This is a genomic window from Lysinibacillus sp. FSL M8-0355 (genome assembly GCF_038008985.1).
Taxonomy (GTDB): Bacteria; Bacillota; Bacilli; order Bacillales_A; family Planococcaceae; genus Lysinibacillus; species Lysinibacillus fusiformis_D.
On the sequence record NZ_JBBPAI010000001.1, the window covers coordinates 3419232 to 3434157 of the forward strand.

Below are 14926 nucleotides of genomic sequence, written 5' to 3' on the forward strand. Positions count from 1 at the left end.
TTCGATTAACATCAAATAATTAAACAACTTTTGCTTCTGTGTGAAGTAGATTTACTAGCTCTTTTACTTGTACAGAAAGGTCGCCCTCTAGAATGCGGCCTGCTGCTTTTTGAGCTGGCAAGAAGATGTCTACTGTTTCAATCTTCACTTCTACATCATCTTCATCGATATCTAAATCATCTAACTCAAGCTCTGCAAGCGGTTTCTTTTTCGCTTTCATAATACCTGGTAGAGATGGGTAACGTGGCTCATTTAAACCTTGCTGAGCTGTTACTAGTAATGGTAAAGAAGTTTCAATTACCTCTGAATCTCCTTCGATATCGCGAACAATTTTCGCAGATGTTCCATCAATTTCAAGCTTTGTAATCGTTGTTACATAATTTATATCTAATAAGTCTGCAACACGTGGACCTACTTGACCTGAACCACCATCGATCGCAACATTTCCTGTTAAAATTAAATCCGCCTCTTTATCTTTTAAGTATTCCGCTAATAGATAAGCTGCTGCATTTTGGTCTAACTCATCTAAATCGTCTTCCGTATTAATTAGCACTGCTTCGTCTGCTCCCATGGCAAGTGCTGTACGTAATTGCTTCTCTGCATCCTCGCCACCAATTGTCACTACTGTTACTTTACCACCAGCAGCATCGCGAACTTGGATTGCTTCTTCAATGGCATATTCATCATAAGGGTTAATAATGAATTCTGCGCCGTCCTCTTGGATTTTACCACCCGACACTACGATTTTTTCTTCTGTATCAAACGTACGTTTAATTAATGCAAAAATATTCATATATCCATACCTCCTGGAACGTTTTATAATTCTAAGTAAACTTATAAATATTATATATTTTCAGTTTCGATAACGCCGATAACATCTTAAAACTGTTATCGACATTTGGGAAATTATTTGCCAGTAAACACAGGCTCACGCTTTTCAATGAATGCTTGAATTCCTTCTTTGGCATCTTCTGATACGAATACTGTCCCAAAGGATGTTGCCTCTGCTTCAATGCCCTCATAAAATGATGCATGCTTTGCATATTGCAATGTTTGAATAGCTGCTTTTAAAGCAATTGGGCTTTTCTTTGCAATATTTTTCGCAATTTTCAACGTTTCATCTAGCAGTGCTTCGTCTGAGAATGTACGATTCGCTAAGCCCCACTGCACGGCTTCTGCACCAGTAATTGGCTCACTTGTAAACATCATTTCAGCAGCCTTTGCTACACCTACATAACGTGGTAAGCGCTGTGTACCGCCAAAGCCAGGTATAAGACCTAATTGTAGTTCAGGTAAACCTAGTTTTGCCGATTCAGTGACAAATCGCATATGACAGCTCATGGCTAATTCAAGCCCACCGCCTAATGCCGCACCATGAATAGCTGCAATAACAGGCTTCGAGAATGATTCAACTCGCTCAAATACTTGCTGCCCGTTGCTAGCTAGCTTCGTAAATTCTTCTCCAGATTCTACCCCAGTAAATTCTTTAATATCTGCCCCTGCAGAGAAGAAACGGCCTTCGCCATGAAGTACAAGGACTCTTACTGCATCATCGTGTTCAACAGCATCTAAGACAGCGTTAACTTCTGCAATAATACCGCGAGATAATGCATTTGCTGGTGGACGTGCAATTGTAATAATCGCTACCCCATCTTCTACTTTCCAACTTAGAAATTCCATTTCTCCACATCCTTTTAAGCTTTAATGCCGTTCAGGATTAATGCCTGAACCTTTGGAACTTGTTCCATCAAATCATATCGATAGTCATTCATAACCCACGACGTAATCGTTTCATCAATTGTTCCAAAAACCATTTGTCGTGCCAAGCGTACATCCATCGTCTGATTAAACTCCCCTGAAAGCATACCTTCGACTAAAATTTGATCGAGTAAATGTAAATACTCACGTAGTACACCATTAATTTTTAATCGTAAGTCTTTGTTTGACTGGCGAAGCTCTAATTGTGTGACGGTTGCTAGGTATCGATCTGTCGCAAGAACATTAAAATGATTGGCAATCATTCGTGAAAGTTTGTCACGAGACGTACTTCCATTTTCTATTATATCTTGTAATGACTCTACAAAAACAGCCATTTTTTCATTAAAGACAGAAATTAATATATCTTCTTTATTTTTAAAATATAAATAGATTGTTCCATCGGCCACCCCTGCCTGTTTGGCGATTTTCGATACTTGCGCTTGGTGATACCCATTTTCCGCAATAACGATGACAGCTGCATCAATAATTTGCTTATATTTCGGCTTATCTCGTTTCACTTTTATATCACCACCTAAAAAACATGCGCACGTCTACAATATCAATATGACGTGTGAACCTAAAAAAATATGAAAATATGAATGGTCATTCATTCATATTTTCATATTATATTTTACAGCATTACTTGTCAATACTTTCACACGTATTTATTTCGCTTCTTTATTCGCCAATTTTGTTTTTTCTTCGTCTACCAAAGAGCGGCGTAAAATTTTTCCTACGGCTGTTTTTGGTAGTTCCTCTCTAAATTCATAATAACGAGGAACTTTAAATGCCGCTAGATGCTGACGGCAATATTTATTTAATTCGTCCTCCGAGATCGAATATCCTTCTTTTAAAACAATATAAGCTTTTACCGTTTCTCCACGATACGGGTCAGGTATGCCTGCAACAACACACTCTTGAATTTCTTCGCGTTCGTATAACACTTCTTCCACTTCACGAGGATAAATATTAAAGCCACCCGCTATGATCAAATCTTTTTTACGATCCACTACATAGAAGAAACCTTGCTCATCCATATAACCAAGATCACCTGTTAAAAACCAGCCATCGACAAATGTCGCTGCTGTATCCTCAGGTCGGTTCCAGTAGCCCTTCATCACTTGTGGACCTTTGACAGCGATTTCACCCACTTCGCCAACTGGAAGCTCTTCCGTATCCCCTGTACGTAAAATAACAGCTTCTGTATTAGGCCAAGGTAAACCGATTGAACCAATCACTCGCTTACCCCAAATTGGCGTAGCATGTGTTACAGGTGATGTTTCTGTTAATCCGTAGCCCTCTACAAGCTTCCCACCAGTAACCGCTTCAAATTTCTCCTGAACTTCAATTGGCAATGAAGCAGAGCCACTTAAGCACGCCTTAATAGATGATAAATTATAATTCGCAATGTCTGGATGATTTAGAAGACCAATGTATAAGGTTGGTGCACCGGGGAAAAGTGTTGGTTTTTGTTTATCAATCGTTTTTAATGCCGTTTCAGCATCAAATTTCGGTAAGAGCACCATCTTATTTTGAGTGAATACTGATAATAGCATAACCGTTGTCATACCATAGACGTGGAAGAATGGAAGAATGCCCATAATGGTCTCTTCACCATGCACACATTTATACATCCAGGCATCACACATTGTCGTATTGGCAATTAAATTTTTATGGGTTAACATAACCCCTTTGGGGAACCCCGTTGTTCCACCAGTATATTGTAAGAGTGCTAGGTCTTCTTCAAAATCAAATGAGATATGATCAATTACCTTAATCGGTGCAGAGCGCATGATTTCTGAAAATAAATGATTTTGCCCGCTATGTTCAACCTTGACACTAAAGCCATACTGCTTTTTTTGAATAAATGGATAGACTAAATTTTTTGGGAATGGTAAATAATCTTTAATGGCTGTCACGATAACATTTTCAAGTGCTGTCTCTTTCATAATTTTCATCACTCTTGGATATAAAATATCCATGACAAGAATAACCTTTGCACCTGAATCAGCCATTTGGTATTGAAGCTCACGTTCAGTATAAAGTGGATTTGTTTGTACGACAACAGCACCTGCATACATAGCGCCGTAGTAAGCGATTACACTTTGTGGCGAGTTAGGTAGCATAATGGCTACTCGATCTCCCTTTTCCACACCTAATGCTTGTAAATAGTTTGCGAACCTTAAAGCTGACTCATATAGCTCGGTGTACGTCAAATCCTTCCCCATAAAATGAATCGCAACTTTGGATGGATTCTTTTTATAGGCGCGTGTCAAAAACTCTTGCACTGGAATTTCCTCAAATGTTAAAGACGGTGGTACTTCTTCAGGATAATTTGCTAGCCATGGTTTTGCTGTCATACGTCCTCTCCCCTTTGTCCCAAACTTTGTCAATTCTTATATTTATTATAATGAAAAAGAAATGCAGTTTCAAACAGAAAATAGAAAATAAATGCATTTTCGATTAATTATTATGCAATTCACAACATTAATATGACAGATGTTTAGTCTGTTTTATTTGCATACACCTTATGAATCCTCATTCATTCTCAAATCTTTCAAATAGAAAATTATGAGGATATTCCTATACTATAAAAATAATTATTTATTCAGGTTATGGAGGAAAATGAATAGCTGTTAGCAGAAATTGAAGTAAATACAAAAAACGCACCCTCATAAGAGAATGCGTTTTTTACTTAAACAGTCATCATATAGTAGACGCCCACTGCCAAAAATGCAATACAGACAATGATTAGTACTTTTGCTAATTTTTCCATGTCATGACACTCCTATGCAATACTTGCCCCAATTACAAACGATAGACCGACTGAAATGGTAAAGGAAATGAAACCAACTGAGCGATTATCATTGGCAATCTCTTGATCTACATTAAAACGAGGTGTCATAAATTCAAATAAGAAATACGCTACAATCAATAGTGTAAAGCCAAAAAGACCCCAGCCAATCATTTCACTTAATGTGCTATGGCGTGCAATGGAAAAACGAAAGATGTTGCAAATCCCTAGTATTTTTCCACCTGTTGCAAGGGCCACAGCAACATTACCATTTTTAATTTCTTCCCAATTCTTATATTTCGTAACGACTTCGAACAATGCCATCGAGACGACTAAACATAATACAACAACACTAAAATATCCTGCCGTTTCGATAATTGGATATCGCCAAAAGCCAGAATTCAGCATTTTTCTCCGTCCCCTTTATAGCTTATTTCAATTCAACAACTGTGACGCCTAAGCCTCCCTCGCCAGCTTCACCAAAACGGAAGGATTTCACGCGCTTATGCTTCTTTAAATAGCTTTGAATACCTTGACGTAAAGCCCCTGTACCAACCCCATGAATAATAGACACACGCCCATAATTAGCGAGTAACGCATCATCAATATATTTCTCTGTTCTTAAAATCGCGTCCTCATAGCGTTCACCACGCAAATCTAATTCTAATTTTACATGGCTATTGCGATTTTTCACACCAGCTGTTCGTAATACCGTCTCTTTTTCAGGCTTAATATACTCTAAATCACTATCAGCGATTTTCATTTTTAAAATCCCCATTTGGACAACCCATTCGGTATTTGACACTTTTTCTAACAAAGTACCTCGTTGACCATAGCTTAACACCTTTACCTCGTCCCCGACAACTAAGTTTTGCGCACGTGCTTTTACTTGCGCTGCTTTTTTCAGTACTTTATTGTCTTCAAGTGGTGTTGCTTCTTCCAGACGTTTACGTGCTTCAATCAATTCGTGCTCCTTGACAACTTGATCAGCATTTTTGCGCATTTCTCGAAGCTCTGTAATAATCGCTTCCGCTTCTCTTTTCGCTTCATCAACAATTTTACGAGCTTTTTCCTTTGCTTTCTTATCAAGTGCCTCTTTACGCTCTTCATAGGCTTGTAATTTATCTTGAAGCTCTTTACGTAAAGTTTCCGATTCTACTAGCAATGCATGGGAACGTTCTGCATCATCTTCTGATTGGCGACGTGTTTCCTCCAATGAAGCAATCATCGATTCAACCTCATGTCGGTCTGTCCCTGTAAAGCCTTTCGCACGATCGATAATGGATTCAGGCAGTCCAAGACGACTGGATATTTCGAATGCATTAGAGCGCCCAGGTACACCAATAAGTAGACGGTAGGTTGGACTCAAAGTTTCAATATCAAACTCTACACTAGCATTGGCAACACCTGGTCGATTATAGCCATACGCTTTTAGCTCAGGATAATGAGTTGTAGCCATTACACGTGCACCGCGTCCATGTACTTCGTCTAAAATGGAGATAGCTAAGGCTGCTCCTTCCTGAGGATCAGTACCTGCTCCTAATTCATCGAAAAGAACAAGTGATTCATGATCAAATTTTTGTAGAATGTCTACAATATTGACCATATGAGACGAGAACGTAGAAAGTGACTGCTCAATTGATTGCTCATCACCAATATCAGCAAACAATTGCTCAAATACAGCAAGTTCTGAGCCATCTAATGCTGGCACTGGTAATCCTGCCTGCGCCATTAATGTACACAGACCTACCGTTTTCAATGTTACCGTTTTACCACCTGTATTAGGACCCGTAATGACAATAGCTGTAATTTCTTTACCAAATTCAATATCATTCGGAATAGCTATCTCTATTGGTAGAAGTGGATGACGTGCACGAACTAGTCGAATATAGCCATCCTTATTCATTTTAGGCATTGTACATTTATTGGCTTGTCCATATTTGCCTTTAGCTAAAATAACATCAATATCCCCTAAAACTTTCACTAAATTAAATAAATCTGATGCTACTTCTTGCACCATTGCACTTAATGCCAGTAAAATACGCTCAATTTCCGCCTGCTCCTTCATTTTTAAGCGATGAATTTCATTATTCGCTTGTACAACAGAGTCTGGCTCGATAAATAAGGTTTGACCAGAAGAGGATTGGTCATGGACAATCCCGCCATAATGGTGACGATATTCTTGTTTAACAGGAATAACAAAGCGATCATTACGAATTGTCACAAGTGTATCAGAAAGCATTTTCGCTGCATTACTTCCACGAATTAAACTTTCCAGCTTAGAACGGACTTTCCCTTCTTCAGCTCGTAAAGATTGGCGTATAGAACGCAATGTTTGACTAGCCGAGTCTAAAACAGCTCCATTGTCATCAATACAGTTGTTGATTTCATGTTGCAAACCTGTTAAAACAGGTATCGCTTCCTTTTTCGCGATGAAATGTGGAATTTCAATCACTTCATCAGCCTCTAAATCCTCAATGAAATTACGTAAAATTCTACTCGCTCGAATTGTGCTCGATATTTCCATTAATTCTATTGCTGCTAGCATGCCTCCTATTTGGGCACGTCTTGCAGATGGTCGTACATCAAATATTCCTCCCATTGGAACATTGCCTTTAACACGTAAAATGGATAATCCCTCATCCATCTCCTCTAATAATTGTACTACTTTATCAAAATCTGTTTGTGGTACAAGCTCCTCAATGGCAGATTTCCCAATAGAGCAAGTACAATATGAGGCCACTTGTTGCCGAACTTTATCGTATTCTAGTGTTTTCAATGCGCGTTCTGCTATCACTGAGAACACCTCCTCAACCTATTTATTTCGTCGTATGAACGCCTCAAATTGTTCAAGCGTCCATGTATTCACTATCATATCTTTCGGTAGCCATGCTCTATTGGCATAGCGAACACCGATATCCATAAAACGTAAATGCGCTATATCATGAGCATCTGTATTAATGGCTACAGGTACACCTGCAGCTAAAGCCATTTCTAAATGTTCCACACATAAATCTAAACGATACGGATTTGCATTTAACTCTAAAATTTTACCATATTCCTTCGCCCACGCAATCAGCTGTTTCATATCAGGATTATAGCCATCACGATCCTCAATAATTCGACCAGTTGGATGGGCAATCATATGAACATAAGGATTTTGCATGGCCGTTAGTAAACGTGCCATAATTTTATCTTGTGATTGTGTAAAGCTCGAATGAATAGAAGCGATAACAAAGTCTAACTCTTTTAACACTTGATCGTCGAAATCAAGGGAGCCGTCTGGCAAAATATCCATCTCTGTCCCTTTAAACAAATGGAAATCTGGATGTGTTGCATTAAATGCCTCAATTTCCACACGCTGTTTTTCTAAACGCTCCGGTGTTAAACCATTTGCTACTTTTAGAAATTGTGAATGATCTGTAATAACGCTATATTGATAGCCACGCGCTCGTAATGCCTCGCCCATTTCTGCAACAGAGTATGCACCATCAGACCAGGTCGTATGCATATGTAAATCTGCCTGAATATCCTCTAATCGCACTAACTGTTGAATCGTCTTTGTATTATCAAATTCCACAGTTCCTGTACGTAAGCTTGGTGGAATCCAAGGTAGGTCAAAATGAGCGAAAAATGCCGCTTCATCTGAAAACGTTATAACGGTACCATCTTCCTGTTCAATGCCATATTCACTAATTTTTTCACCACGCGCTTTGGCAAGTTGGCGCATACGCACATTGTGGTCTTTTGACCCTGTAAAATGATGCAAGGCAGTTGCATATTCATTGTCCTTCACTAAACGGAAATCAACACCAACTGGCTCCTCTAAGTCTAAAATCACTGAAATTTTAGTATCTCCCGCTGCCACTACTTCTTGGATGGCTAATCCATTTAATAACTTTTCACGTACAGCCTCAACTGCTTGTGTCACCACAATAAAATCAATATCTTTACTTGTTTCTAGCGCCCGACGGAAGCTTCCAGCAACTGAAAAACGTTCCACTTCCTTCATACTACCTAGAAGCGCCTCTATTTGTAAAACCACAGGCTCAAGCTGCCAAATTGGTAAACGTTCTGAGCGATTCGCCAAATTTGCGAGTTCCTTTAAAATTTTTTCCTCTGTTTTTACAGCAAAGCCTGCTAATTCACGAACTTTCCCTGCTTCACAAGCTGCCTTTAAGCTTTCTGCTGAGTCAATGCCTAGCTCTTGGTGAAGCTTCGCAATCTTTTTACCTCCCAAGCCCGGCAATTTTAACAATGGCAATAATCCTTTAGGGACAATGTCTTCTAGTTCTTTTAACAAACTCGATTCACCTGTTACCATCAAATCCTCAATGACAGCAGCCGTTCCTTTACCAATCCCTTTAAGTTTTGTTACATCGTCCATTTCACTTAATGAACGCTCGTCCCCCTCCAGTGCTGCAGCTGCTTTCCGAAAAGCAGATACCTTGAATGGGTTTTCTCCTTGTAGTTCCATATATAAAGCAATTTTTTCGAGTGTGCGAATAATTGTTTTTTTATTCATTGGTAATTCCTCCTATCGTAAAAACACTTCTCTCAAAACAGAGAGAAGTGCACAGTTTACTATTGCATATAAATATACCACCAGTTTTGGAACATCTTCGTAATAATCGGTGTATGCTCCAACATAAGCCCACTTAACAATGACTTCGACATTAAATTTTGAATGACATCAATCGGCAATAAAGCGCACACGTATAGCAAAATAAACATAATTAAATAGTTTTCAATCATGCCAAGTAATGCGCCAAGCCAACGATTCACTGTATTGAGCACAGGTAAATACGCAATAAAATCAAATATCGATGCCACGATTTGCAATGTTATTTTAACAGCAAAGAAAATTACCGCAAAGGCAATCACACGATAGAAGGTGCGATCTAAATCGAGACTATCAATGACGACACCAAGGCTACCTGTATCAGTGACACCTGGATAAGGCACCCAAAATACAAATTTTTGTGCTAATGGCTTATAATAAATATACGCAACAATTAGGGCTACGACAAAGCTGACAATGTGCATCATTTGTACAATGAAACCTCGTTTTGCACCGACACCAATTCCAGCTAGCAGTACCACTAATATGATTAAATCTAACATTCTCTTCAACCCTTTAGTTTTTTCAATTCTTCTTCTAGTTGCTCCATTCGTTCTTTTAATAGTAAATAATCATGTACTGTATTTACTGCCGTCAGAACAGCAAGTTTTGTGCTATCAAGTGAGGGATTATGTACGCTCATCTCGCGCATCCGGTCATCAACAATCGAAGCAACAAGTCGCATATGGCCAATGGATTCTGAGCCGACCATTTTATATGTATGACCATATATTTCCACAGAAATTTTATTTTTTTCTTGTTTTTCCATAGTCGCACCCTCCTATAAATTCGATGCACACACGATCTTTTCAGCTTGTGAGCACCATCACACAAAAAAGCTATTTATTATCATACCATGAAAGGTATAAAATTGTGAACAATGAGGACAGAAAGGAACGATTAAATGTCAAATATTGTGCTTTCCATTTCAACAAATATTCAAAAAGAGGTGATGGCTTACTACGCAACCTATTTTATCGAGCGTAAGGCTCCTGGTGTCATCTTTGCTGCAAAGCTACCAGATACCGCCATTACTATGTATAAATCAGGAAAATTAATGTTTCAAGGAGGTGGTGCTGAACGCGAGGCGGCACGTTGGGGAACTATTGAAAAAACAACTAGCCAGACATCCTCATCTATCGGGGCAAAGGGTGATGTACTACCTGAAAATTTCGCAGCAATGTCTGTCTTAGGCTCAGATGAAACTGGCACAGGTGATTATTTCGGCCCTATCACAGTGGCTGCGGTATATGTACCTACCTCCAAAATCGAACTTATTAATGAGCTTGGCGTAAAAGATTCGAAAATGCTAACGGATGATTACATGCGAAAAATTGCACCGGATTTACGAGCAGCTTGTGTCCATAGTGTCCTCGTATTACACAACGAGAAATATAACAGCCTACAGGCAAAAGGCTATTCCCAAGGAAAAATGAAAGCCATGATGCACAACAAGGCTCTAAAAAATACGCTGACGAAAATGGCACCTGAAAAACCCGAATTCATTTTAATCGACCAGTTTGCCGAACGCGGTGTCTATTACAATTATTTAAAAAACGAACATGAACTTGTACAAGAAAATGTCTATTTTTCTACCAAAGCAGAGCAATTACATGTCGCTGTCGCTACAGCATCTATTTTAGCGCGTGCTGCATTTTTAAAGGAAATGGATCGATTGAGTGCAATCGCAGGGCTTACCTTAATGAAGGGGGCTTCTAGCAAGGTAGATATGCAAGCAGCTCGCATTTGGCGTAGCCATGGCGAGGAATTTCTACGCTCCATAACAAAATGGCATTTTGCCAACACCGAAAAAGCACGAAAGAAGATTTAAAAAGCATTCCATGTTCTTTTAAGTAGCAGGAGGAGTCTTATGGGTAGTTCCCATATCTAGGTTCTTTTGAAAAATAGTAATCTTGCTAGATTCAAATTGTACGAGAACGCTTTTAATTCGATTGAGAGCGACTTGGACTACTTTGAGCAACTACCTTCTCGGAGTGAACGCTTTGAGCCTCTTTGAGAGTGCCTTTCTGCTTGCGCTGATCCTCCCCCTTAGCTAAATTCCCCAAGTAAAAAAAGACTGCCTCAAAAAGACAGTCTTTTTTCAAATAGATTAGCGTACTTCTGTACCTGCAATCGTAGCAATAGCTTTTAACACTTTATTGTGTGCGGCTACTACTTCTTCGTCCGTTAAAGTACGTTCTGGATCGAAGTATGTGAGAGAAAATGCAACGGATTTTTTACCTAGCTCCATTTTTTCCCCTTCATAAACGTCGAATATGCGAATGTCTTTTAATAATTTCACGCCAGCTGCGCTGATAGCTTCGACAACTTCACCTGCTGTTGTTGCACGGTCCATAATGAGCGCGATATCACGAGACATGACTGGGAAACGAGGCACTGATGTATATGCAAGTGGGGCTTCTTGTGCATTTGCATTTAATAGGGCAACTAAATTCATTTCCATAACATATGTGTCTTTGACTCCCCATGCTTTTTGCTCTGCAGGATGGAGTCCACCAATAATACCGACTTGCTCGCCATCTAATAAGATGCTAGCCGTACGTCCTGGATGTAATCCATCCACTTGTGCTTTCACAAATGTCATGCGATTTTCTAAGCCAAGTTTACCGATTACACCTTCGATAATACCTTTTAGCACAAAGAAATCTACTGTTTTTTTCTCACCTTGCCAAGCATGATCTAGCCATTTACCTGTTAGTACCGCTGCTACATGCTCTTCTTCGTAAGGTTGCCCTTCATCTGATTGACCAAGGAACACAGAACCAATTTCATATAAAGCAACACCCTCAGCCTGGCGAGCCACATTATACGCAGCCGCTTCGATTAAGTGTGGAATAAGGCTTTGACGTAATGTAGAGCGCTCCTCACTCATTGGCATTAACAATTTAGTTACTGGCTCTGCTTTTAAGGCAAAACGTTGTGACAATGCATCAGATGTTAATGAATATGTTACAGCTTGGTAGAGGCCAGCCCCTTCCAAATAATGACGAACAACACGGCGATTAGCTTGGTATGGTGTTAGATTGCCTACTTGTGTTGCCCCCTCTGGCAATGTCATAGGGATTTCATCATAACCGTAAAGACGAGCAATTTCCTCTACAATATCCTCTTCGATTTTAATATCTTGGCGGCGTGTTGGCGCATCAATCATTAGTAAACCATTTGCTGCCTCTACACCAAATTTTAGACGCTCTAAAATCGAAAGCATATCTTCCAATGCAATCTTCATCCCTAAACGCTCATTAATAAAATCTGGAGAAACGACTACTCGCGCTGCTGTTTTATCTAACTCATCTACTAGACATGTACCCTCTAATACTTCACCGCCAGCTAATTCAGCAAGCAATGCGGCAGCACGTTCAGCGGCTGGTAAGACACGATTTGGGTCTACCCCTTTTTCAAAACGAGCCGATGCATCTGAACGTAGACCAAGGTGACGAGATGCTTGGCGTACTGTTAAACCATCAAAATAAGCTGATTCAATGACAACAGTCGTTGTTGCGTCTGTTACCTCTGAATTGGCACCACCCATTACGCCAGCAATCGCCACTGGTTCTTTTCCATTCGTAATGACTAAATCAGAAGCTTTTAAAGTTCGTTCTTGGTCATCCAGTGTTGTGATTTTCTCACCTTCTTTTGCTTTACGAACGACGATTTCACCTGTTGCTAGGCTATCATAGTCGAAAGCATGCAATGGTTGACCATATTCCATTAACACATAGTTGGTTACATCCACGACATTATTGTGAGGGCGTACACCCGCTGCCATTAAACGATTTTGTAACCACATTGGTGACTCACCAATTTTTACGTTTTTCACCACTTTTGCGACATACATCGGATTTGCTTGTAAATCTTCTACACGTAGCTTTAATAAATCCTGTGCTTTTTCATTAGCCGTTTTATATGCAATCTCTGGATACTTAATTTCCTCAGTAAGGATGGCACCTACTTCATAGGCTACACCAAGCATAGAAAGAGCATCTGAGCGGTTTGGTGTTAAGCCTAGCTCTAGCACTGTATCACGTAAGCCTAAAATAGCCAGTGCATCAGAGCCAACTTCTGCATCTGACGGTAATACGTAGATTCCTTCTGAATATGCTTTAGGAACAAGCTTGCCTTCGATTCCAAGTTCTTGCAATGAGCAAATCATACCGTTTGATTCATGACCACGAAGTTTTGCTTTTTTTATTTTAATGCCACCTGGTAAATGTGCACCGGGACGAGCAACAATGACTTTTTGACCAGCATCTACATTTGGTGCACCACAAATAATTTGTTGTGGCTCTGCTTCTCCAACATCAACTTGACAAATATTTAACTTATCAGCTTCAGGATGTTTCTCTTTAGACACTACATAGCCAACCACTACTTTATCCATAGCGTTTGCACGATCAATAACTGCATCTACTTCGATACCAGAGCGTGTAATTTTTTCAGCTAATAGCTCAGGCGCTAAGTCCTGTGTATTGACATAATCTTTTAACCATTCTAATGATACTAACATGTTTTATCCCCCTTACGCTTCTGTTCGCTCGAATTGTGATAAGAAACGAGTGTCACTTGTATAGAAATGACGAATATCGTCAACACCATATTTCAACATCGCAATACGTTCTGCACCAATACCGAAAGCGAAGCCAGAAACTTTCTTCGGATCATAGCCAGCCATTTCTAATACATTTGGATGCACCATACCTGCGCCTAGAATCTCAATCCAACCTGTGCTCTTACATACATTACAACCAGCGCCACCACATTTGAAACAAGAAATATCCATTTCTACTGATGGCTCTGTGAATGGGAAGAAGCTCGGACGAAGTCGAATTTCGCGGTCTGCACCAAACATTTTTTTCGCTAAAGTATCTAATGTTCCTTTTAGATCACTCATACGAATATTCTCGCCAATGACTAAACCTTCAATTTGCATAAATTGATGGGAATGTGTTGCATCATCATTATCGCGACGGAATACTTTACCTGGACAAATGATGCGAATAGATTCACCCTTTTTTGCTTCCATTGTACGAGCCTGTACTGGCGAAGTATGCGTACGTAGCAATATTTCCTCGGAAATATAGAACGAATCTTGCATATCACGTGCTGGGTGTCCTTTTGGTAAATTTAGTGCTTCAAAGTTATAGTAGTCCTTTTCTACTTCAGGACCTTCAGCAATTTCATAACCCATTCCGATAAATAAATCTTCAATTTCTTCAATGACGCGTGTTAACGGATGGCGATTTCCTACTTTCACTTCACGACCTGGTAAAGTGACATCAATCGACTCACTTGCTAATTTTTCAGCAATCGCTGCTTCCTCTAGAACAACCACCTTTGTTTCTAGTACTGCTGTTACATTTTCACGAACATTATTCACTAAAGCCCCCATTTTCGGACGTTCTTCAGCTGATAATTTCCCCATCCCTTTTAGTAAATCTGTGATAGGTCCTTTTTTCCCTAGATATGCAACACGCACTTCATTCAATTCTTTTAAATTTGCTGCTGCTTCAATTTTAGCAAGAGCTTCTTGCTCTAATTGTTTTAATTGCTCTTCCATGTTAAAACCTCCTTAGAAAATAAATGCCTGCATTTTAGGCATAAAAAAACTCGCCCCTAAAAAGGGACGAGGACATATTCGCGGTACCACCCTAGTTATTGCAAGCAAAAAACTTACAATCACTTCATTGACATAACGACTTGATGAAGCCGGCACACCTTTACAGCATCACGCT

12 protein-coding genes are annotated in these 14926 nt (G+C 39.6%); 1 reads left to right on the forward strand and 11 read right to left on the reverse strand.

Features of this window, described 5'->3' with window-relative positions; all coding sequences use genetic code 11:
- Positions 1-19: 19 nt before the first annotated feature.
- The 9 genes from MKY46_RS16585 to zapA all read right to left on the reverse strand — a co-directional run bounded on the left by MKY46_RS16585 (position 20) and on the right by zapA (position 9942).
- Positions 20-793: an electron transfer flavoprotein subunit beta/FixA family protein gene (locus tag MKY46_RS16585; RefSeq protein ID WP_036128240.1), complete on the reverse strand. Its 774-nt coding sequence runs from the start codon at positions 791-793 to the stop codon at positions 20-22.
- Positions 794-906: 113 nt separating this feature from the next.
- Entirely contained in the window at positions 907-1680 is a 774-nt protein-coding gene (locus tag MKY46_RS16590) for an enoyl-CoA hydratase (RefSeq protein ID WP_036128241.1), read from the reverse strand.
- Positions 1681-1694: 14 nt separating this feature from the next.
- Entirely contained in the window at positions 1695-2276 is a 582-nt protein-coding gene (locus MKY46_RS16595; protein WP_036128243.1) for a TetR/AcrR family transcriptional regulator, read from the reverse strand.
- Positions 2277-2423: 147 nt separating this feature from the next.
- Positions 2424-4118, reverse strand: a complete 1695-nt coding sequence (locus tag MKY46_RS16600) for an AMP-binding protein (RefSeq protein ID WP_101966537.1) — start codon at positions 4116-4118, stop codon at positions 2424-2426.
- Between the two features lie 428 nt (positions 4119-4546).
- A complete protein-coding gene (locus MKY46_RS16605; protein ID WP_036128246.1) occupies positions 4547-4960 on the reverse strand; it encodes a DUF350 domain-containing protein in 414 nt (137 codons plus the stop codon).
- Positions 4961-4982: 22 nt separating this feature from the next.
- Positions 4983-7349, reverse strand: coding sequence for an endonuclease MutS2 (locus MKY46_RS16610; RefSeq protein ID WP_058844335.1), 2367 nt, complete (start codon positions 7347-7349; stop codon positions 4983-4985).
- A gap of 18 nt (positions 7350-7367) precedes the next feature.
- Positions 7368-9077 (reverse strand): DNA polymerase/3'-5' exonuclease PolX, encoded by a 1710-nt coding sequence (gene polX, locus MKY46_RS16615; RefSeq protein WP_340834816.1) that lies wholly within the window; start codon positions 9075-9077, stop codon positions 7368-7370.
- A gap of 59 nt (positions 9078-9136) precedes the next feature.
- The gene (locus MKY46_RS16620; protein ID WP_036128251.1) at positions 9137-9676 is read right to left on the reverse strand and encodes a CvpA family protein; all 540 of its coding nucleotides are present in this window, start codon (positions 9674-9676) and stop codon (positions 9137-9139) included.
- A 5-nt stretch (positions 9677-9681) separates the two neighbouring features.
- A complete protein-coding gene (zapA, locus tag MKY46_RS16625; RefSeq protein WP_036128254.1) occupies positions 9682-9942 on the reverse strand; it encodes a cell division protein ZapA in 261 nt (86 codons plus the stop codon).
- A 135-nt stretch (positions 9943-10077) separates the two neighbouring features.
- On the opposite strand from zapA, the gene rnhC reads away from it, so the two are divergent.
- A complete protein-coding gene (gene rnhC, locus MKY46_RS16630) occupies positions 10078-11004 on the forward strand; it encodes a ribonuclease HIII (protein WP_036128256.1) in 927 nt (308 codons plus the stop codon).
- Between the two features lie 279 nt (positions 11005-11283).
- Here rnhC and pheT read toward each other — a convergent pair whose 3' ends face one another.
- The gene (gene pheT / locus MKY46_RS16635) at positions 11284-13701 is read right to left on the reverse strand and encodes a phenylalanine--tRNA ligase subunit beta (RefSeq protein WP_036128257.1); all 2418 of its coding nucleotides are present in this window, start codon (positions 13699-13701) and stop codon (positions 11284-11286) included.
- Positions 13702-13713: 12 nt separating this feature from the next.
- Complete coding sequence (pheS, locus tag MKY46_RS16640; RefSeq protein ID WP_036128260.1) at positions 13714-14751, reverse strand: phenylalanine--tRNA ligase subunit alpha; 1038 nt, start codon at positions 14749-14751, stop codon at positions 13714-13716.
- Between the last annotated feature and the right edge of the window lie 175 nt (positions 14752-14926).